Source organism: Rhizobium sp. RHZ01 (assembly GCF_014851595.1).
GTDB classification, from domain to species: Bacteria; Pseudomonadota; Alphaproteobacteria; order Rhizobiales; family Rhizobiaceae; genus Rhizobium; species Rhizobium altiplani.
This window is the reverse complement of the sequence record NZ_JACUZZ010000038.1, coordinates 19,282-36,860: the sequence shown is the minus strand read 5'-3', so window position 1 is coordinate 36,860 and position 17,579 is coordinate 19,282. Positions and strand designations below refer to the sequence as shown.

Annotated in this window: 21 protein-coding genes; 11 read left to right on the top strand and 10 right to left on the bottom strand. The window is 59.3% G+C overall.

Annotation, left to right across the window (positions count from 1 at the left end; translation table 11 throughout):
• Positions 1-16: 16 nt before the first annotated feature.
• From thrS to IB248_RS28090, 5 genes are all read right to left on the bottom strand, one after another.
• The gene (gene thrS / locus IB248_RS28110) at positions 17-2,002 is read right to left on the bottom strand and encodes a threonine--tRNA ligase (RefSeq protein ID WP_192241974.1); all 1,986 of its coding nucleotides are present in this window, start codon (positions 2,000-2,002) and stop codon (positions 17-19) included.
• 122 nt (positions 2,003-2,124) lie between these two features.
• Positions 2,125-2,649 carry a DUF1697 domain-containing protein gene (locus tag IB248_RS28105; RefSeq protein WP_192241973.1) on the bottom strand — a complete coding sequence of 175 codons (525 nt, stop codon included), beginning with the start codon at positions 2,647-2,649 and terminating at the stop codon, positions 2,125-2,127.
• Positions 2,646-2,783, bottom strand: a complete 138-nt coding sequence (locus IB248_RS28100) for a hypothetical protein (protein WP_162763407.1) — start codon at positions 2,781-2,783, stop codon at positions 2,646-2,648. Before IB248_RS28100 ends, IB248_RS28105 begins: the two co-directional genes overlap by 4 nt.
• A 3-nt stretch (positions 2,784-2,786) precedes the next feature.
• A complete protein-coding gene (gene yidD, locus IB248_RS28095; RefSeq protein ID WP_192241972.1) occupies positions 2,787-3,185 on the bottom strand; it encodes a membrane protein insertion efficiency factor YidD in 399 nt (132 codons plus the stop codon).
• A gap of 12 nt (positions 3,186-3,197) precedes the next feature.
• On the bottom strand, positions 3,198-3,644 hold the full coding sequence (locus IB248_RS28090; protein WP_018854971.1) for an iron-sulfur cluster assembly scaffold protein: 447 nt from the start codon (positions 3,642-3,644) through the stop codon (positions 3,198-3,200).
• Between the two features lie 307 nt (positions 3,645-3,951).
• Between IB248_RS28090 and folE the strand changes: the two genes are divergently transcribed.
• The 3 genes from folE (at position 3,952) to IB248_RS28075 (ending at position 6,143) form a co-directional block, all read left to right on the top strand.
• Positions 3,952-4,572, top strand: a complete 621-nt coding sequence (gene folE / locus IB248_RS28085; protein WP_018854970.1) for a GTP cyclohydrolase I FolE — start codon at positions 3,952-3,954, stop codon at positions 4,570-4,572.
• A 26-nt stretch (positions 4,573-4,598) separates the two neighbouring features.
• A complete protein-coding gene (gene hisI, locus IB248_RS28080; protein WP_018854969.1) occupies positions 4,599-5,057 on the top strand; it encodes a phosphoribosyl-AMP cyclohydrolase in 459 nt (152 codons plus the stop codon).
• A gap of 114 nt (positions 5,058-5,171) precedes the next feature.
• Positions 5,172-6,143, top strand: a complete 972-nt coding sequence (locus tag IB248_RS28075) for a patatin-like phospholipase family protein (protein WP_112660177.1) — start codon at positions 5,172-5,174, stop codon at positions 6,141-6,143.
• Between the two features lie 15 nt (positions 6,144-6,158).
• Here IB248_RS28075 and IB248_RS28070 read toward each other — a convergent pair whose 3' ends face one another.
• Positions 6,159-6,593 (bottom strand): CBS domain-containing protein, encoded by a 435-nt coding sequence (locus IB248_RS28070; protein ID WP_018854967.1) that lies wholly within the window; start codon positions 6,591-6,593, stop codon positions 6,159-6,161.
• Positions 6,594-6,696: 103 nt separating this feature from the next.
• The gene (locus tag IB248_RS28065) at positions 6,697-7,455 is read right to left on the bottom strand and encodes a rhomboid family intramembrane serine protease (protein WP_192241971.1); all 759 of its coding nucleotides are present in this window, start codon (positions 7,453-7,455) and stop codon (positions 6,697-6,699) included.
• A gap of 292 nt (positions 7,456-7,747) precedes the next feature.
• Here IB248_RS28065 and IB248_RS28060 point away from each other — a divergent pair, with 292 nt between their 5' ends.
• The 6 genes from IB248_RS28060 to IB248_RS28035 all read left to right on the top strand — a co-directional run bounded on the left by IB248_RS28060 (position 7,748) and on the right by IB248_RS28035 (position 13,301).
• Positions 7,748-8,386 carry a PAS domain-containing protein gene (locus IB248_RS28060; RefSeq protein WP_113470436.1) on the top strand — a complete coding sequence of 213 codons (639 nt, stop codon included), beginning with the start codon at positions 7,748-7,750 and terminating at the stop codon, positions 8,384-8,386.
• A gap of 90 nt (positions 8,387-8,476) precedes the next feature.
• Complete coding sequence (locus IB248_RS28055) at positions 8,477-9,088, top strand: PilZ domain-containing protein (protein WP_018854964.1); 612 nt, start codon at positions 8,477-8,479, stop codon at positions 9,086-9,088.
• Positions 9,089-9,733: 645 nt separating this feature from the next.
• Positions 9,734-10,339, top strand: a complete 606-nt coding sequence (locus tag IB248_RS28050; protein WP_192241970.1) for a transglutaminase-like cysteine peptidase — start codon at positions 9,734-9,736, stop codon at positions 10,337-10,339.
• Between the two features lie 236 nt (positions 10,340-10,575).
• Positions 10,576-11,325 (top strand): hypothetical protein, encoded by a 750-nt coding sequence (locus tag IB248_RS28045; protein WP_113470438.1) that lies wholly within the window; start codon positions 10,576-10,578, stop codon positions 11,323-11,325.
• 117 nt (positions 11,326-11,442) lie between these two features.
• Entirely contained in the window at positions 11,443-12,912 is a 1,470-nt protein-coding gene (locus IB248_RS28040; RefSeq protein ID WP_026371490.1) for a serine hydrolase, read from the top strand.
• A gap of 110 nt (positions 12,913-13,022) precedes the next feature.
• The gene (locus IB248_RS28035; protein WP_112660185.1) at positions 13,023-13,301 is read left to right on the top strand and encodes a hypothetical protein; all 279 of its coding nucleotides are present in this window, start codon (positions 13,023-13,025) and stop codon (positions 13,299-13,301) included.
• Between the two features lie 5 nt (positions 13,302-13,306).
• Here the strand turns inward: IB248_RS28035 and IB248_RS28030 are convergent, their stop codons facing one another.
• Positions 13,307-13,744, bottom strand: a complete 438-nt coding sequence (locus IB248_RS28030; protein WP_016554039.1) for a DUF1489 family protein — start codon at positions 13,742-13,744, stop codon at positions 13,307-13,309.
• A 59-nt stretch (positions 13,745-13,803) separates the two neighbouring features.
• Positions 13,804-15,210: an L-serine ammonia-lyase gene (locus IB248_RS28025; protein WP_192241969.1), complete on the bottom strand. Its 1,407-nt coding sequence runs from the start codon at positions 15,208-15,210 to the stop codon at positions 13,804-13,806.
• 185 nt (positions 15,211-15,395) lie between these two features.
• Between IB248_RS28025 and IB248_RS28020 the strand changes: the two genes are divergently transcribed.
• Both IB248_RS28020 and IB248_RS28015 read left to right on the top strand, forming a co-directional pair.
• A complete protein-coding gene (locus IB248_RS28020) occupies positions 15,396-16,160 on the top strand; it encodes a DUF599 family protein (RefSeq protein WP_113470460.1) in 765 nt (254 codons plus the stop codon).
• Positions 16,161-17,147 carry a heparan-alpha-glucosaminide N-acetyltransferase gene (locus tag IB248_RS28015; RefSeq protein ID WP_113470444.1) on the top strand — a complete coding sequence of 329 codons (987 nt, stop codon included), beginning with the start codon at positions 16,161-16,163 and terminating at the stop codon, positions 17,145-17,147.
• Here the strand turns inward: IB248_RS28015 and IB248_RS28010 are convergent, their stop codons facing one another.
• Positions 17,148-17,540, bottom strand: a complete 393-nt coding sequence (locus IB248_RS28010) for a MerR family DNA-binding transcriptional regulator (protein ID WP_016554043.1) — start codon at positions 17,538-17,540, stop codon at positions 17,148-17,150.
• Positions 17,541-17,579 lie beyond the last annotated feature (39 nt).

Below are 17,579 nucleotides of genomic sequence, written 5' to 3'. Positions count from 1 at the left end.
ACGTGCTGGAGGCAGCTCAGGCTGCCTTTGCCTTCCTCGCTTCCGCCTTCCGGCGCACGTCCGGCGGCGTGGCTTCGAGCCCGAGGCTTGCGATTGCCTCGTCAAGCGACATCGAGGTTTGCTCCTGGCTGCCAAGACGGCGGATGTTGACCGTGCGCTCTTCCGCTTCCTTCTTCCCGCAGACGATGATGACGGGAACTTTCGTAACGGAATGCTCGCGGATCTTGTAGTTGATCTTCTCGTTACGGAAGTCGGTCTCAACGGTCAGGCCGGCGTCCCGCAGCGCTGCCGCGACTTCGGCGCCATAGCCGTCGGCCTCGGACGTGATCGTCGCGACGACGACCTGCTGCGGCGATACCCACAGCGGCAGATGTCCTGCGAAGTTCTCGATCAGGATGCCGAGGAAGCGCTCCATCGAACCGCAGATCGCGCGGTGGATCATCACCGGCTGCGTCTTTTCCGAATTGCTGTCGATGTAGAAGGCACCGAAGCGTTCCGGCAGGTTGAAGTCGACCTGCGTCGTGCCGCACTGCCATTCACGGCCGATCGCGTCCTTTAGCGTATATTCGAACTTCGGACCATAGAACGCGCCCTCGCCCGGCAGAACGCCGGTCTTGATGTTGTTCGACTGGTGTTGGATCGTGTCCAGCACGTCGGTCATCACGCTTTCGGCGCGATCCCAAAGATTATCCGAACCAACACGCTTTTCCGGGCGCGTTGAGAGCTTGATGGTGATCTCGTCGAAGCCGAAGTCCTTGTAGACCGACAGGATCAGATCGTTGATCTTCAGGCACTCGGCTGCCATCTGCTCGTCGGTGCAGAAGATGTGCGCATCGTCCTGCGTGAAGCCGCGCACACGCATCAACCCATGCAGAGCACCGGACGGCTCGTAGCGGTGAACTGTGCCGAATTCCGCAAGACGGATCGGCAGTTCGCGATAAGACTTCAAGCCATGCTTGAAGATCTGCACATGGCCGGGGCAGTTCATCGGCTTCAGCGCGAACACGCGGTCATCATCCGTATCGTCGCCGGCGACGGTGACCTTGAACATGTTGTCGCGGTACCAGCCCCAGTGACCGGAGGTTTCCCAGAGCGACTTGTCGAGCACCTGCGGCGCATTGACCTCCTGGTAGTCTTCGGCGAGACGACGGCGCATATAGGCGACGAGCGTCTGGAACATGCGCCATCCCTTGCCGTGCCAGAAGACAACGCCCGGACCCTCTTCCTGGAAATGGAAGAGGTCCATTTCGCGGCCGAGGCGGCGGTGATCGCGCTTCTCGGCTTCCGCGAGCACGTGCAAGTAGTTGTCGAGTTCGGCCTGTTCGGCAAATGCCGTGCCGTAGATGCGGGTCAGCATCGGATTGTTGCTGTCGCCACGCCAATAGGCGCCGGCCACCTTCATCAACTTGAACGCCGTCCCGATCTGGCCGGTCGATGCCATATGGGGGCCGCGGCAGAGGTCGAACCAGTCGCCCTGATAATAGATCTTCAGATCCTGGCCTGCCGGAATCGCATCGACGAGTTCAACCTTGTAGCTTTCGCCCTTCGCGGCGAACACTTCCTTGGCCTTCTCGCGCGCCCAGACTTCCTTGGTGAACGGCGCGTTGCGAGCAATGATCTCCTTCATCTTCTTTTCGATTTTCGGCAGATCGTCGGGTGTGAAGGGCTCGTTCTTGGCAAAGTCGTAGTAGAAGCCGTTCTCGATAACAGGGCCGATCGTGACCTGCGTGCCGGGCCAGAGCTCCTGCACGGCTTCCGCCATCACGTGGGCTGCGTCATGCCGGATCAACTCCAGCGCGCGGCCGTCGGTGCGGGTGATGATTTCAATTGCGCCTGCCGTCACCGGATCGGAAAGGTCACGGACCTGACCGTCGATAGCGATCGCGACTGCCTTCTTGGCAAGCGACTTGGAAATGGATTCTGCGACATCCTTGCCGGTTGCGCCAGCATCGTAGCTGCGCACGGAACCATCGGGAAATGTCAGGGAAACGGATTGGGACATCTAGAATTCTCCTTGTCCAGTCCCGCCAACGAATGCGGGTGGTTGCAATGAAGCGCTTCGTCCGCACGAATGCGCCGCCGCCTGATACCGAGATTTGCTGCTTGAGTAAAGAAAAAGCCAGCTTAGCCGATCATTTCGGCAAGGCCACGCACCGTGTTCCAGTTCCGCAATGTTCCGACGCCCATTCGCTTGGTCGTCAGTGCCGAGAGCAACTTCCACTCGCTCGGCTTGCCGGCAAAATCGATCCAAAGGTCGCCGGCGGTGAGTGCCATTCGCTGCTTAAGATCGGCATAAGGGCGAAGCGCCTCCATGGCAGTAGGTGGAAGCGGCCTGCGCATGACGCGCACCATCACCTGACTGCCCTCGCCGTCTGCAAAAGGATTGGACTTCGCAAGGGTCAACCAGTCGATACCTTTGCGCACGATGATATCGACCGGTTTGCCGAAACGAGCCTTGAAGGCCGATTCCAGCTTCGCCTCGATCTCTGCGAGCAGGGCGGCATCGGCCTCGAAAACGATGTTCCCGGTCGAGACAAGTGTCCTCGGATTCTTGTACCCGATGTCCTTGGCCATGTCGCGAAGGTCGGACATCACCACGCGGCGACCGGGCGCAAGCACAATGCTGTGCAGGAGCGCGACGTAGATCATGCTTTGCAGAACTCTGCCGCGCCCTCGCCAAAATCTTCGAGTTCGTGCTTGGACGCGGCCGCATCCACATACTTGAGCGAGGCATCGGGGACGTCGAGGCGACGGCGAAACACCCGAAATGCACCTTGCGTCATCGTTCAGCCCGCCTTGCGACCAAGCGCGAGGTAGCACCAGGGCGTCCACCAGTGAAAGCGTTCGCCGAGCTGCTCAGGAACCGGGTCGAGCCCGCTGGTGCCGCCCGGGCCGCAGCGCGCGACGCGAAAGAGCGTCATCCATCCGCCGTTCCACAGCCCGTAACGGGCGACTGCCTCATAGCCGTATTCCGAGCAGGTCGGGATGTGGCGGCAGGAATTGCCGATGAAACCGGAGAGGGTCAACTGGTAGGCGCGAATGAAACCCATCCCCAGCACCCTGCCGGCCGTCTTCCGAAACGGGCCGGAGTAATTTCGGGAGTAGGAGCGCGTGGATCGACGCGGTGCGGCGGCGCCACCCTCGTCTTCGTCCTCATCGCGATTGATCGAACAGAATTTGCACATCGGCTATGCCGCTCAGGCCTCGATGGTTTCGCCGCGCTTGGCCTCGACCTGGCTGACCGCATCGACGACGGCGTCGAAGGTCAGCATCGTCGAGGCATGTCGTGCCTTGTAGTCCTTCACGGGGCGGAGATAACGCATGTCCTCGAAGCGGCCTTCCGGCCCCTCGCCGTCCGCCTTCAGCATTGCCAGCATGTCCTCTCGCGCCTTGCGCAACTCAGTCGCGCTGGCGCCGATCACATGGCGGGCCATGATCGAAGACGATGCCTGTCCGAGCGCGCAGGCTTTGACGTCGTGCGCGAAGGCGGTGACCGTATCGCCGTCCATCTTCAGCCAGATCTTGACCTTGGAGCCGCAAAGTTTGGAGTGCGCCTGGGCGCTGGCGTCCGCATCCGGCAAGCTGCCGATCAGCGGAATATTGCCCGCGAATTCCAGGATTTTGCTGTTGTAGATATCGTCCATCGTGGATTCCGCTCCAGAATTCATGCGGATCGGCGCCTCAAAACTCATTGTAGCACAAAAGAAAAACACAGCGTGTCGTGCCGGGAGACTTACATAAGGATGCCGTTTTCCTATATGTATGTCGTTCGAAGGCCAGAAAAATGCAATGGCCTCGGCTAAGTTTGATTGGGAAACCGTGCCGGAAGGGCAGCAAACCAAGCCCTGAAAGCCCCGGAGCCTGCCAAAGGTGCATGAATTCCCTTGAGTGGAATTGCCAGTGGCTAGTCCGAAAGACGGTCCGCCAAAGCGGATCAGGAGACTGTTACATATGGACGCCATCATCAAGAATTTTCCGCAGACCCCCGCCGATCTCGATGCGGATCGGCCCAGCCAAAAAGAAGCAGAGGATGCCGTCCGCACGCTGTTGCGTTGGGCAGGTGACGATCCGACGCGCGAAGGCCTGCTCGATACGCCAGCACGCGTGGCCAAAGCCTATCGTGAACTCTTTGCCGGCTATGATATGGACCCGGAAGATGTGCTGGGCCGTACCTTTGAAGAGGTTGCCGGCTACGACGACATGGTCCTGGTGAGGGATATTCCGTTCTTCTCTCATTGCGAACACCACATGGTTCCAATCATCGGCAAGGCCCATGTTGCCTACATGCCGGATGGCAAGGTGCTGGGCCTTTCGAAGATCGCACGCGTCGTTGAGATCTACGGTCGTCGCCTGCAAACGCAGGAAACCATGACCGCCCAGATCGCTAAGGCCATTGACGACACGCTCACTCCGCGCGGTGTAGCCGTCATGATTGAGGCCGAACACATGTGCATGGCGATGCGCGGTGTGCAAAAGCAGGGCTCGACCACATTGACGACAACATTTACCGGAACGTTCAAAACTGAGCCGGCTGATCAAGCCCGATTCATGTCCATGGTCCGGAGCCGCTGAATACGGCTTCAGTTAAGAAAGCCGCGATGATGCCCTTTGCGTTCAATGCGCCGTCCGATGATAAATCAGAACTTGAGGACGCGGGCGACTTCACGCCACGCTTTGACGATCGCGGCCTGATCACCGCGATTGTCACCGATTCCGCCGATGGCGAGTTGCTGATGGTGGCGCATATGAACGCCCAGGCCCTCGCACTGACCATTCAGACCGGGAAGGCTCATTACTTCAGCCGCTCGCGGGGCAAGCTCTGGATCAAGGGCGAAACCTCGGGCAACACCCAGATGGTCAAGGAAATTCGGACGGACTGCGACCAGGACGCCATCTGGCTGAAGGTCGAGGTCGCAGGCCATGATGCCACCTGTCACACCGGTCGCCGATCCTGCTTCTATAGGACCGTGAACCTCGAAGACGGCAAGCCGATGCTCGAAATCGTCGATGACGAGCTCCAGTTCGATCCGGACGAAGTCTACGGTAAAGAGTCATAAAAGCAGGCAGTTGCCTCTTATTGGGCCAAAATCTACGCCTATATACGAATTGGAAAGGGACGCGGGACACTAATATAGTTCGTTTTTAATTGTTTGCCGGGAGGGATACGAGCCATGCTGAATTGGGGATTGTACCGCCAAAGCTCCGAGGCGGGCGCGTCCAATGCCAGCACCCCGACCGCGCCAGACATGAACGCTCCCGCATCTCCTCCGCCTGCCCCGAAGAGAACCAAGCTTGCCCTTGCGCTGGGCGGCGGCGCCGCACGCGGCTGGGCGCATATAGGGGTTCTGCGCGCCCTGGACGAAGAAGGTATCGAGATCGGCATGGTTGCCGGAACCTCGATCGGTGCGCTGGTCGGCGGCTGCTATCTGGCGGGCAAGCTCGACGAACTGGAAGGATTCGCTCGTTCGCTGACGATGCGGCGTATAGCGAGCCTGCTTGATCTGACGATCGGCGGCAGTGGTCTGTTCGGCGGCATGCGGTTGACGAAGCGCATGCAGGAGCATCTTGAGGGGCTCAACGTCGAAGATCTGGACCGGCCATTCGTGGCTGTCGCCGCCGAAGTAAACACCGGGCACGAAGTCTGGATCGCAAACGGATCGCTAATTACGGCTCTTCGCGCCTCCTATGCCCTCCCCGGCATTTTCGAACCCATCCGCAGCAATCAACGGACACTCGTCGATGGCGCGCTGGTCAATCCGGTTCCCGTTTCCGTATGTCGCGCCTACGAGCAACCGCTCGTGGTTGCCGTCAATCTGAACTACGATCTTTACGGTCGATCGGCTGTCGTCCGGCACAATGCAACCCTCTCGCGCTCCGAAGTCCAGCGACGCGAGGAGGTGCCCTATACCAAGCTCGGCATGACCGGTGTGATGGTGCAGGCTTTCAACATCATCCAGGATAGGATCGCGCGTGCGCGCTTGGCGGGCGATCCGCCGGACATATCGCTTCAGCCGCGTCTCGGCGATATCGGCCTCTCGGAATTCCATCGCGCTGGAGAAGCGATTGAGCGCGGCTATGAAGAAGCCAAGCTGAGGCTTCCCGAGTTGAAACGGATGCAGGAACTATTCGCCGGCTCTCTCTAGGCGCCGGCGAAGCATTCAGCCGGCGATGTAGGCCTTGATCTGTTCGGCTTCCAGTTCGACTTCAGCAATACGCGTCTTCACGACGTCACCAATCGAAATGATACCGGCAAGTTTGCCGTTCGTTTCGACAGGAACGTGACGGAAGCGTCGGCTCGTCATCAGCCCCATCAGGTCATACACTGTCGAATCTTCATGGCACCGATAGACCTTTGCGGTCATAAGCGAGCCAACCGGCTGATCGAGGCAGGCCGCCCCCGCCTTGGCGATCGCGTGCACGACGTCGCGCTCCGTGAAAATCCCGGAAATCTTGTTTTCCATCCCGACGATAACGATAGCGCCGATCTTCTTCTTGCTGAGAATCACAGCCGCCTCGGCAACGGTCGTGTTTGGCCCGGCGGTTACGACATCCCTGCCCTTCGCATCGAGTATGGCCTTGACTGAGTTGGACATTCTTGAACCTCCTATGTCGAAAGTGAAACACTTCAACTGATCACAGGCATCCGTGGCGGCTCTCCTCCCATCACGGATCAGGAGGAATGGTGCACTCCAATGCTCAAGATTGCAATATATCCGATGTCTCTGAAATGAGCGGCTGCTCGGGTGGCTCCCGGTCGAAAAAGCCGAAGAGAACGAAGCCGAAAACGAAGCCTCCGATATGGGCGTCCCAGGCGATTGCCTGGGATCCGTCGCCAATCAACGGGACGCCGACGGCGATCAGGAGATTGCCCACGAACCAGAAGAGAATGAAGGCGACGACCGTGCGGCTGCGAAACGCTCCCAGCATCGAGAGTCGCGGATTAAGATGCGCCGGCCCGCTCATCCGCTGTTCAGGCGGGAACGCAAAGCGGCAGGCAGCGCCCATCAGGCCGGACACCACGCCCGACGCGCCGATCAGCAGCGTGGCCCCTCCCCAATCTAAGGCCGCATGGAAGGCGGCGGACGCAGTTGCCGAGAGCACCCAGAAAACGATGAAGCGAAACGTTCCAATCCGGCGCGCCACCGGTGTGCCGAAGGCCATGAGCCACAGCCCGTTGAAAACGATATGCTCTATACTGCCGTGAAGCAGCGAATAGGTAATCGGCGTCCAGAAAAGTTGCGGGCCCTGCTCTGAAAGCGGCGTGATGTAGCGCAACGGAATGAAGCCGAAATTGAAGAACAGCCAGTCGAGGCCACTGCCGGATAGAAGCAGCGATTGAACCGCATATATCAGCCCCAGCAGCGCAAGTGCCGCGAGCACCGGGCCCGGAAGGTTGAAGATGGGTGACGGCGGCGGGGGCTCTATCGCCGTTTGCGGCTCCGACTGCTCGTTCATCTTCGTCCTCAATTGATTGCGGCACAGCCTTACAGGACGAAAGGTCAAAAAAAAAGCCGTCCGGCAAAGACCGGACGGCTTCGAGCGTCGAGGATATCCGCGCCCGACAGTCTGTGCTGAACTTCCCGAAGACAGGAAGCGATGGACAGACATTGTCACGGCGCGATGCGCGGCTCAATCGAAACCGTTCCTTAACCTTAACTGCTCCGAGCTGGCACGAGATACGCACAGCATCATAGCGCATGGCCATGACGGCCGTGTTTTGATCCAAAATGAAACAGCCGGTGCAGCAATGCGTCTCAAAACGACGATCGACCTATTCGAATATTGGACTCGGATCCGCGGCAAAGACGTTGCGCCGTTGAGATCGCAGGTCGAGCCAACGCATTTGCGGCAGATTCTGTCGAGCGTGTTTCTCCTCGAAACAGGTGATTCGGGCCGCATTGCATTCCGCCTTGCCGGAACCCGTATTTGCGATCTCTTTGGTCGCGATCTCCGTGGGGTCCCGTTTTCCGAGCTTTGGGCGCATGGGAAGGACGACATCGAACAGATGGCCGCGGGCCTCATGAGCAACGCGATGCCGGAGCTGCTCAACGCCACGGGTTTCACCGCGGCCGGCCATTGTGCCTCCTTCGAAATTGTCCTCCTGCCGCTTCGCTCGGACGAGTGTCAATGCGACAAACTTCTAGGGGCTATCGCCCCCGCGGTCGCATCAAGCTGGCTGGAAGTCGTGCCGCTCCAGTTCCTCGCTCTCGATCGCATCCGATCACTGCACGAAGGGCTTGGCTCCGACAGGGAGCTCAAGGATGCCGAGTTCGGAGATGAGCACCCGCTATACGAGCGTACCCCGTCGATCGCTGACACAATGCGACGCGTTATGTCCAATCTATTTGCTGAATTCGGCGTTCCAGGCTCGGTTAGGCACAACTGAATGCGTGCATAGTGCACGAATCTGAACAACCTTCTGTTAAGGGATTCCGGGTAATGATCGGTTGGTTGTATTTCATGAAGAAGCCCTTTGATGCACGCGTTCCAGCAAGTTCAGACGCAACGAACTGCGCCTCGCCTCGAACAAGGTGCCTTTCAACGTGTCCCAATCAACATGCAGGGCCGGCTTATGCTGGCGAACTACGAGGAATTTGAGTGCCTGGTCATCGATATGTCGCCGGGCGACATGTACGTGACTTGCCTGGGCCGCCCTCGTGCCAACGAGCGTGTGGTGGCCTATATCGATCACCTCGGGCGCGTCGAAGGCTATGTGCAGACGATCGATGGTCGTGGCTTTGTCATGTCGATCCATGCGACCGAACGCAAGCGCGAAAAGCTCGCAGCACAGCTAACTTGGCTTGCAAACAAGCATGAGCTTGGCCTTCCGGAAGACCGCCGTCACGACCGCCTGACGCCGCGCGAGACGAAAACCGAAATCACGCTGGAAGACGGCGCCCGCTACAGCTGCCGCATCATGGACCTGTCGCTTTCCGGCGCTGCAGTCGATGTCGAGGTGCGTCCGCCCATTGGCACACCTCTCCGCCTCGGCAATATGCGCGGCCGCGTCGTACGCCATTTCGTGGAAGGCGTTGCGATCGAATTCCTGTCGATCCAGTCGCGGGAAACACTGCGCGAATTTCTCTAATCGTGCCGCAGGCGCGCCGCCCGGGTGCCTGCTGTTCGATGTTCGCTTATCGCGAATTTGATCCCTCGGCCTGTTGCACATCATTCTCTCGATCAACGCAACGGCGGCCGCACCCGCCCAGCCCTGCCGATTGGTCACTCGGCGCCTGCTCAAAGGCAGCTGGACCTTGAGAAGCCGCTTGCGGGCGCATGGCAATTTTTCAGAGCCTAGCCGCAAAGTAGATCTCATCGATCGTGGGCCGTGGATCCGACAGCTGCTTTTCCGCAAAATTTCTCGATAATAATTTTGCTGCCGAAACGTGCCAATCGGCGAATTTCACCGCCAGCACCGCGATTATGATCTAGGCGCGGACCATCGCGGCGGCAGTCCAGATGGTAAATGAAGTCCTCCCAAAGCCTCGGATCCGGACGCTGCGTTAATAACTTGTCCCAAAATGCTGCGATTAAACGCCGAACCTCTTTCCGAGGAAGGAGCAATTTTAATCAAGTTTAGCGCGAAAGCCCTTCGAATTTTAGGCGAATTCGATTTTGTTTTTAGTCGATTTCTCTGCGTGTTTGAATCAACTAAGCCTTTAATTTAACTGCGTAATTTTGCGTCGAATAAAAATGTCTGTGTCAGGTTCTCCTCACAACGGGGACACGACAAATGACAATAACGAGTTTCATCAAAGGCAGTCTGGCCGTCGGTGCAATGTTGATCGCGATGGCGGGTTTGGGACAAGCGAACCCCCTCAACATGACGGTCCTTGGAAATGCGAGCCCGCCGATCGGTGCCTACCAGTTCTGCAAGGAAATGCCTACCGAGTGCGCCAATGAAGACGGCGATCAAGGCGAGCTGCTTCTGACGGAGGAACGCTGGAAGACGATCCTCAAAGCGAACTACCAGGTCAATTCGTCGATCACGCCGTTGACCGACAAGGAAATCTACGGTGTCGAAGAACGCTGGGCCTATCCGCGCACCGCCGGCGATTGCGAAGACTATGCGCTGCTGAAGCGCAAGATGCTGATAGATGCCGGCTTCTCGCCTTCCGATCTGCTGATCACCGTCGTCCTGCAGCCGAATGGCGAAGGCCATGCGGTGCTGACGGTCCGCACGGACCGCGGCGATTTCATCCTCGATAACATGCGCAACAAGGTCATGCTTTGGGCCGATACCGAATACACCTACCTCAAGCGTCAGTCCGCTAACGATCCGAGCCGCTGGGTCAAGCTGCAGGATGGTCGCGCGGTGGCGGTCGGCAGCGTCAAGTAAGCGCGTAACGCCGGGAATATCCGGCGGTAACCATAAGGCTCCGGTCGTCCCCCGCATCCCCGTGCCTGACCGGCGCCACAGAGCCGCTCCCGCTGTCCCGGGAGCGGTTCGTTTTTTCTTGCCGCAAGGCGGCGCTTAAGTGTTCGTTAACCGTATCAGCCGGACAATCGCTGCATCAACCAACGGCACCGGCGACTCTTGTTCCTTTCGCGGCGGTCTGACATCCGAAGGCCGCCATGAACCATACCGGTACCGCACGCGAAATTGAGGAGTCGCCACTCCTTTCGACGCGTTTCGTCGTCCGTTTTACGATCGCTGTCGCCTGCCTTGCGGCTTTGACACTGGCCATCAGTTTCGGTGGTCGCTGGTTTGGCGCTCGCATTTCCCTCGCTGGCAATACCGATGCGATAACGCCGATAACCCTGACGATTGGCCGCGATACTCTCCGCCTTCCCGAAAACACGCTGCGCTTCCCTAGCCAGCGGAAGGACGGCCTGTTCGAAAGGGCGGACCTCTATCTCACTTGGCCGGAAATGCAGGGCTACAGCAAGGAACACCACGAGCGCTTCGACGATGTTACCCAGTCGTCGGGACTGATCTTCCTTCAGGTCACCCAAAGCACTATGTCCCGGGATATGTCGGGACGACTAGAACCGATCTACTCGCATCTCGTCGAGGGCGACGGCGTCCCCTTTGCCAATGGCATGACGCTGCATCACCTGCGCGCAGACGCGGGCTATGCCGATGAGGTTCTGTTGACCGCGCCGCGCGCCGGCGGCCAGGACTATGTCGTACGTTGCGCCTTGCCGGCGACGCGTCAAATGGCCACCAGCGGGGATTGCCAGCGTGACATAAAACTCGGTCGCGACTTAACTGTGCTTTACCGGTTCTCCAGCACGCATCTGCCTGATTGGGACCATATTGATGCCGCTATTCGCCATTTTGTGGAAGAGCGACTTGTGAACGCTTCTGCGCCAGGTCGCTAGAATGATCCGATGTGGCGAAAGAAACGATTAATCATAAACGGATTGGTAACCCCGGACGGATAATTTGCTGAGAGAACGATCGCGCCGGGAGGGCGGCCGATCTCTCCAGTGTCCGAAATGCAAGCGAAGAGTAGAATAGTGCCAAGGTCAGTCTCCTCCGTATCACCATCGCGATCCCGCAATATTCTTATAAGAGCGATCACGGCGCTGTCTCTGGCGGCCGGTATCATTATGGCCGACTCGATCGATGCCGATGCGGAGGCTGCCAACTCAAAATACGCGGGTATCGTCGTTGACGCGAAAACCGGCAACGTTCTCTATAGCGAGAACGCGGATCGCCTGCAGTATCCGGCGTCTCTCACAAAGATGATGACGCTCTACCTGACCTTCGAAGCATTGGAGCAGGGGCGCATCCGCCTGGACACCTCGGTGCCCTTTTCCGCCCACGCTTCCGCCCAGGCGCCGACGAAGCTCGGTGTTCGCGCAGGTGGTACGATTTCCGTCGAACAGGCAATCCTTGGCCTCGTGACGCTGTCGGCCAATGACGCGTCCACTGCTCTCGGCGAGTTGCTTGGTGGCACAGAGGATCGTTTCGCCCAGCTGATGACCGCGAAAGCGCATGCGCTTGGTATGACGCGTACGACCTATCGTAATGCCAACGGCCTGCCGAATACCGCCCAGATGACGACTGCGCGCGACCAGGCCCGTCTGGGTATCGCACTTCGCCAGCATTTTCCGCAGTATTACGGCTATTTCTCCACGCAGAGCTTTAAGTTCGGAAATCGCATCATCCGTAGCCACAACCGTCTTGTCGGCTCCGTGCGCGGCGTCGATGGCATCAAGACGGGTTATACCCGGGCGGCTGGTTTTAATCTGGTTAGCTCCGTTCAGGTCGATGGAAAGTCGATCGTTGGCGTTGTTCTCGGCGGGGCTTCGACCCCTGCCCGCGACAATCAGATGCGCAAGCTGATCGCCGCCTACCTGCCCAAGGCATCCAGCCGCAGTGGTTCCTCGGATCTGATCGCCCAGACCGCGCCACAACCGGTAGCGCCCGTCGCCGAAACACGCGTCGCTTCGGCTGCACCTGAAATCAGCCTGCCTCGGACAGCGCCAACGCCGGATACCCGCGATCAAGCGGCTTCCGCGCAGGTTGCGTATGCCGACGTTGCCAAGTCGAAGTCCGACAATCCGCTCCTCCAGCAGGAAATGCCAGCACCGACGAAGGTCAAGACCCAGGCGATCAAGCAGGCATCTGTTGCTACGCCCACACCTGCTCCTGCCTATGTCCCGCCGGAACAGGGCGATACGTCTGTCGACGAACTGACGACCGCATCGACCAAGGAACCGCAGCTGGCCGGTTGGGCCGTTCAGATTGGCGTTTCTTCCAGCAAGGAAGGCGCGATGGACCTGCTCGACAGCGCCAAGAACAAGGGTGGCAAGTCCCTTCGTTCCGCAAAGCCTATCGCAGTCGCCAATGCCGGAAGCTACCGTGCTCGCTTCAGCGGTTTCGATGACCAGCGTTCTGCTGTGAACGCCTGCAACGCCCTCAAGCGCGCCGGCGTGAAGTGCTGGGCTACGGCCCAATGATCAGCTGACATGCCGCCCACTAGACCGGGCGGCATGTCACAGACGTCGTGATCGTGTGTTTGATCCGACGGAGTTCTGAGACTCGGTTTGTAATGCGTACGGGGATGAGAATGGCGATCAACGAGAATGTTCCGGAATTTCCGCCACATGGTCGGGTGACCGGCAAAAATCCGCGAGCCGGTTTGCACCCGCTACATGAAGCGGCTTTGCGACTGGCAGAGGTAGGATTGCAGCGGCAGAAGCCGAAATCGGCAAAGACCAAGGACCTGATCAATCTGCTACTGTGCCACGGCGCGCGGGCCTGGCGTTGCTCACAGGCGGAAACCAGTATCCACCTTCACGTCACCTGCCCGGAAGGTCGGGCACCGGTAACGTTGCGCCTGCGCTAAGCTAGTCAGAGCAGGCCGAGTTCGGAAAGCTCGCGGCGAAGGTCCGCGGGCATTTCCGCAATTCCTTCTCCAAGGCTATTCAGATCGCGCGGCACATCATCTTGCGGATAGTAGCGCCAGCCCTGGAACGCACGCTTCGGCTGGACTGCCGTTTCGATCACCTCGGGCCCCAGCACCAGATGGCAACGTGAGATTCCCTCGCCATCGGTAAAGGTCTGGATATCGAGCAGCTTCTGGCGCGCCTGCACCTGCCCCTTGATCACCCAGTAGAGCGAACCGCCGTCAAGCAACTCTTCGACCCGTTTCGGGACCATCCTCGTCGTATGCACGGAATGAGGCTCTAGCCCGGCCGCAATCGCCCTGAGAGACCGCTCGGCAACCCACTCACGCAGATCGTCGATCGAATCCGCGCCCACACACAGTTTAATGAGATGCAATGCCATGCCGCCGTTCAAATCCTTTTATCGGGCAGCGTCAAGCGGCAAGTCGCATGTTCACAAAGTCAGCATTCCACGACGTTGACGGCAAGACCGCCGGTAGAAGTCTCCTTGTACTTCTCGCTCATGTCGTTGCCGGTCTGCCGCATGGTTTCGATGCAGGCGTCGAGCGGAACGAAGTGTCTGCCATCGCCCTTGATGGCCAGTGAGGCAGCCGTAACTGCCTTGACCGCGCCGAGGGCATTTCGTTCGATGCAGGGAACCTGCACGAGACCCGCGACTGGATCACAGCTCATCCCAAGATGGTGTTCCAGCGCGATTTCGGCGGCGTTCTCAATCTGCTCTGGCGTCCCGCCCATGACCGCGGCAAGGCCGGCAGCCGCCATGGCGGCTGCGGAGCCCACCTCACCCTGACAGCCGACCTCTGCGCCGGAAATCGAGGCGTTGTGCTTGATGATCCCACCGACCGCAGCAGCGGTCAGAAGATAATCGCGGATGCCGTTCTGGTCCCAATCGTCGTGGAAATGCTCATAATAGCGGATCGTCGCCGGGATAACGCCCGCGGCACCGTTCGTCGGAGCGGTCACGACGCGACCACCAGCAGCATTCTCCTCGTTGACGGCCATGGCGTAGACGCTCAGCCAGTCGTTCGCGAGCAGCGGGTTGATGCGGTTGCTGCGCCATTCCTCCTGCAGCTTGTCGTGAATCGCGCGGGCGCGGCGGCGAACATTCAGCCCGCCCGGCATGATGCCATCGACCTTGAGCCCGCGTTCGATACATGAGCGCATTGCTTCCCAGATGCGATCAAGACCGGCGTCCAGTTCCTCGCGGCTACGCTGCGTTTCCTCATTGGCACGCTTCATCTGCGCGATCGAGAGGCCGGAGCGCGCGGCCATGTCGAGCATCTGCTTGGCCGAGGAGAAAGGATAGGGAACCTTAAGCGAATCGGACGGAGTCTTCTTCTTTGCACGCATCTGCTCGAGCTCGGTGTCGGTCACGACGAAGCCGCCGCCGACTGAATAGTAGATGCGCTTGACCAGCATCCGCCCGTCCTTGTCGAAGGCGGAAAGCGACATACCGTTGGCGTGGCCCGGCAACGGCTGCTTCTTGTCGAAGATCAGATCGGTCTTCGGCTGGAAACCATAACTCGGATGCCCCGGCGGCGAGATACGGCCGGAGCGCTCCACCTGGCTGATGATCCCGTCCATGTTGTCTGGATCTACGCTGTCGGGCTGCTCGCCCATCAGGCCGAGGACGACGGCCCTGCCGGTCCCGTGCCCGATCCCTGTATGCGCCAGTGAGCCGTGCAGGCTGACCTTTATGGACGCGACCTGGGCGCCAGAGGTCGGGCGCGGCCAGTCGTTTGACAGGATCAGATCGAGGAATCGATTGGCTGCAGTCATCGGACCCATCGTGTGCGAACTGGAGGGCCCGACACCGATCTTGAAGACGTCGAAAACGGAAAGGAACATGACTGCGTCCTGTATAGTTGCTGCGCAAACCTACGCTACCGGCTCCCACGATCCCGGCGATGGACCGACATGGCATTTCACGCGTGCGACATCTGTAAAACGAAGCGCTGCGACTTGCTAGTCATTGCGGCGTGCCACCGCATCTGTAGAGTGACGCGGCGACGGGAGCCTGATTCAATATAATGATGACGACAGCGGATTACATTGCACTGGTGTTCTTTGCAGCGATCTGGTTCGGCTATGCGCGCCTGCTGCAAAGCTCGAGTTTCTTCGGCCGAACCAGCCTCACCCACGCCATGCGGGAACGCCGGCGCGAGTGGATCTACAATTCGCTGCGCCGCGATTTGAAGATGATCGACACCCAGATCATGGCCGGCCTGCAGAATGGCACCGCATTCTTCGCCTCGACGTCGATTTTCGCCATCGGCAGCTGCTTTGCTCTGCTGGGGGCAACGGAGAAAGTCGACGCCGTCTTCGCTGACCTGCCCTTCGTCTTTCATAGCGGGCATGCTGTCTTTGAAATGAAGGTCGGCGGCCTCGCGGCGCTTTTCGGATACGCCTTTTTCAAATTCGGCTGGTCGTATCGCCTCTTCAACTACTGCACCATCCTCTTCGGCTCAATCCCGATGATGCGCGACAGCGAACACGATGTGATTGCCGCCGAGCGGGCGGCGGAACGCGTCATCCGCATGAACATCATTGCCGCGGGTCATTTCAACGAGGGGCTGCGCGCCATCTTCCTCTCGATCGGTTATCTCGGTTGGTTCATCAATCCCTATGTTTTCATGCTCACGACGACGATCGTGATCGTCGTTCTGACGAGGCGGCAGTTCTTCTCCGAGGCGCGGCTGGCGATCATGGACGCTCAACCGCCATCAAATCTCCACCGTTCTCCTATTCCCCGCGCCAAGCCGTCGAACGATGACAACGACGCATCCGAGGGATTGTGAATGACCGCTCTGGCGACGGAAACACATACGAGCGTTAAGCCGCCTCGCATTGGCTCGCTGGACACCGCGCGCGGTGTCGCCCTGCTGGCGATGGCGACCTATCATTTCACCTGGGATATGGAGTTCATGGGCTACCTCGCCGCAGGTACGGCTGAAACCGGCTGGCTGAAGCTCTATGCCCGCGCCATCGCATCGACCTTCCTGTTCATTGTCGGCGTCAGCCTGGTCCTCGCAAACACGCCGGAGATCCGCTGGCGCCCGTTCTGGAAGCGGTTTGCGATGATCACTGCCGCGGCGCTTGCGATCTCAGTGGTGACGCGCTTTGTTTTCCCCGGCGAATGGATATTCTTCGGCATTCTCCATTGCATCGCGGTCCTCAGCCTCCTGGGCCTTGCCTTCCTGCGTCTGCCCTTGCCTGTCACCATCGCCGCAACCGCTGCTGTTACCGCGGCATGGGTCGTGGATACGTGGGTCGCGCCCAACCTGTTGCGCTCGCAGATCTTCAATCCGCGTTACCTCGCATGGATCGGCCTGGCAGAGATGCCGCAACGGTCGAACGACTATGTCCCGATCTTTCCTTGGGCGGTGCCCTTCCTGCTTGGCATGACGACAGCTCTGCTTGCCATGAGGACGGGGCTTCCCGAGAGGCTTGCAAAGCTTGGCACGGGCTCAAGCCTGCCGGCAAGGGCGGGGCGTCATAGCCTCGCCTTTTACCTCATTCATCAGCCGGTGCTGATTGCAGTTGCCTACGGACTTTCCGTGATCATTCCGCCCGCTAAGCCGGACCCGGTCGAAACCTACCTGAGGCAATGCAATGCCTCCTGCATGATGCAGGAAGGTGAAGCGCTATGCCGCAGCTTCTGCCAGTGCACCCTCGATGCGCTGCAGACACAAAAGCTCTTCACGGAATTCCAGTCTGGCGCCGTCAAGCCGGATGACGGGCGGATCATGGCGTTGGCGAGCGAGTGCAGCGCCAACGCGCAATAGTCAGGTGCCGACGCCGATATCGGCCAGACGACCGAGGCATGCCTCTTCGATATTGTCGAGCTCGGCCAGGGTGTCGTCGATGTCCTTGCGCTTCTGGCGCAGGTCTTCGCGCTTCTCATCGACGCGCTTCATCAGGAGCTTCAGCTGGCCCAACTCGCCAGGCGGCTCCTTGTAGACCTGGATGATCTCGCGGATTTCCGCAATGGTGAAGCCGATACGTCGGCCTCGCAGGATTTCCTGGATTAGGCGGCGGTCTGCCGGACGGAACAACCGCGTGCGTCCACGGCGTTCGGGATGGATCAACCCTTCGTCTTCGTAGAACCTCAATGTACGCGTCGACACTCCAAACTCGCGCGTCAATTCGGTTATGCTATAGTACTTGCTGACCGGCATAGGCTCCCCACCATTAAGGGTGCCAATAATATTGACTTT

Coding starts and splice junctions, on each gene's coding strand:
- thrS (WP_192241974.1), bottom strand. CDS start 2,002: ATGTCCCAATCCGTTTCCCTGACATTTCCCGATGGTTCCGTGCGCAGC.
- IB248_RS28105 (WP_192241973.1), bottom strand. CDS start 2,649: ATGATCTACGTCGCGCTCCTGCACAGCATTGTGCTTGCGCCCGGTCGC.
- IB248_RS28100 (WP_162763407.1), bottom strand. CDS start 2,783: ATGACGCAAGGTGCATTTCGGGTGTTTCGCCGTCGCCTCGACGTCCCC.
- yidD (WP_192241972.1), bottom strand. CDS start 3,185: ATGTGCAAATTCTGTTCGATCAATCGCGATGAGGACGAAGACGAGGGT.
- IB248_RS28090 (WP_018854971.1), bottom strand. CDS start 3,644: ATGGACGATATCTACAACAGCAAAATCCTGGAATTCGCGGGCAATATT.
- folE (WP_018854970.1), top strand. CDS start 3,952: ATGGACGCCATCATCAAGAATTTTCCGCAGACCCCCGCCGATCTCGAT.
- hisI (WP_018854969.1), top strand. CDS start 4,599: ATGATGCCCTTTGCGTTCAATGCGCCGTCCGATGATAAATCAGAACTT.
- IB248_RS28075 (WP_112660177.1), top strand. CDS start 5,172: ATGCTGAATTGGGGATTGTACCGCCAAAGCTCCGAGGCGGGCGCGTCC.
- IB248_RS28070 (WP_018854967.1), bottom strand. CDS start 6,593: ATGTCCAACTCAGTCAAGGCCATACTCGATGCGAAGGGCAGGGATGTC.
- IB248_RS28065 (WP_192241971.1), bottom strand. CDS start 7,455: ATGAACGAGCAGTCGGAGCCGCAAACGGCGATAGAGCCCCCGCCGCCG.
- IB248_RS28060 (WP_113470436.1), top strand. CDS start 7,748: ATGCGTCTCAAAACGACGATCGACCTATTCGAATATTGGACTCGGATC.
- IB248_RS28055 (WP_018854964.1), top strand. CDS start 8,477: ATGCACGCGTTCCAGCAAGTTCAGACGCAACGAACTGCGCCTCGCCTC.
- IB248_RS28050 (WP_192241970.1), top strand. CDS start 9,734: ATGACAATAACGAGTTTCATCAAAGGCAGTCTGGCCGTCGGTGCAATG.
- IB248_RS28045 (WP_113470438.1), top strand. CDS start 10,576: ATGAACCATACCGGTACCGCACGCGAAATTGAGGAGTCGCCACTCCTT.
- IB248_RS28040 (WP_026371490.1), top strand. CDS start 11,443: ATGCAAGCGAAGAGTAGAATAGTGCCAAGGTCAGTCTCCTCCGTATCA.
- IB248_RS28035 (WP_112660185.1), top strand. CDS start 13,023: ATGGCGATCAACGAGAATGTTCCGGAATTTCCGCCACATGGTCGGGTG.
- IB248_RS28030 (WP_016554039.1), bottom strand. CDS start 13,744: ATGGCATTGCATCTCATTAAACTGTGTGTGGGCGCGGATTCGATCGAC.
- IB248_RS28025 (WP_192241969.1), bottom strand. CDS start 15,210: ATGTTCCTTTCCGTTTTCGACGTCTTCAAGATCGGTGTCGGGCCCTCC.
- IB248_RS28020 (WP_113470460.1), top strand. CDS start 15,396: ATGACGACAGCGGATTACATTGCACTGGTGTTCTTTGCAGCGATCTGG.
- IB248_RS28015 (WP_113470444.1), top strand. CDS start 16,161: ATGACCGCTCTGGCGACGGAAACACATACGAGCGTTAAGCCGCCTCGC.
- IB248_RS28010 (WP_016554043.1), bottom strand. CDS start 17,540: ATGCCGGTCAGCAAGTACTATAGCATAACCGAATTGACGCGCGAGTTT.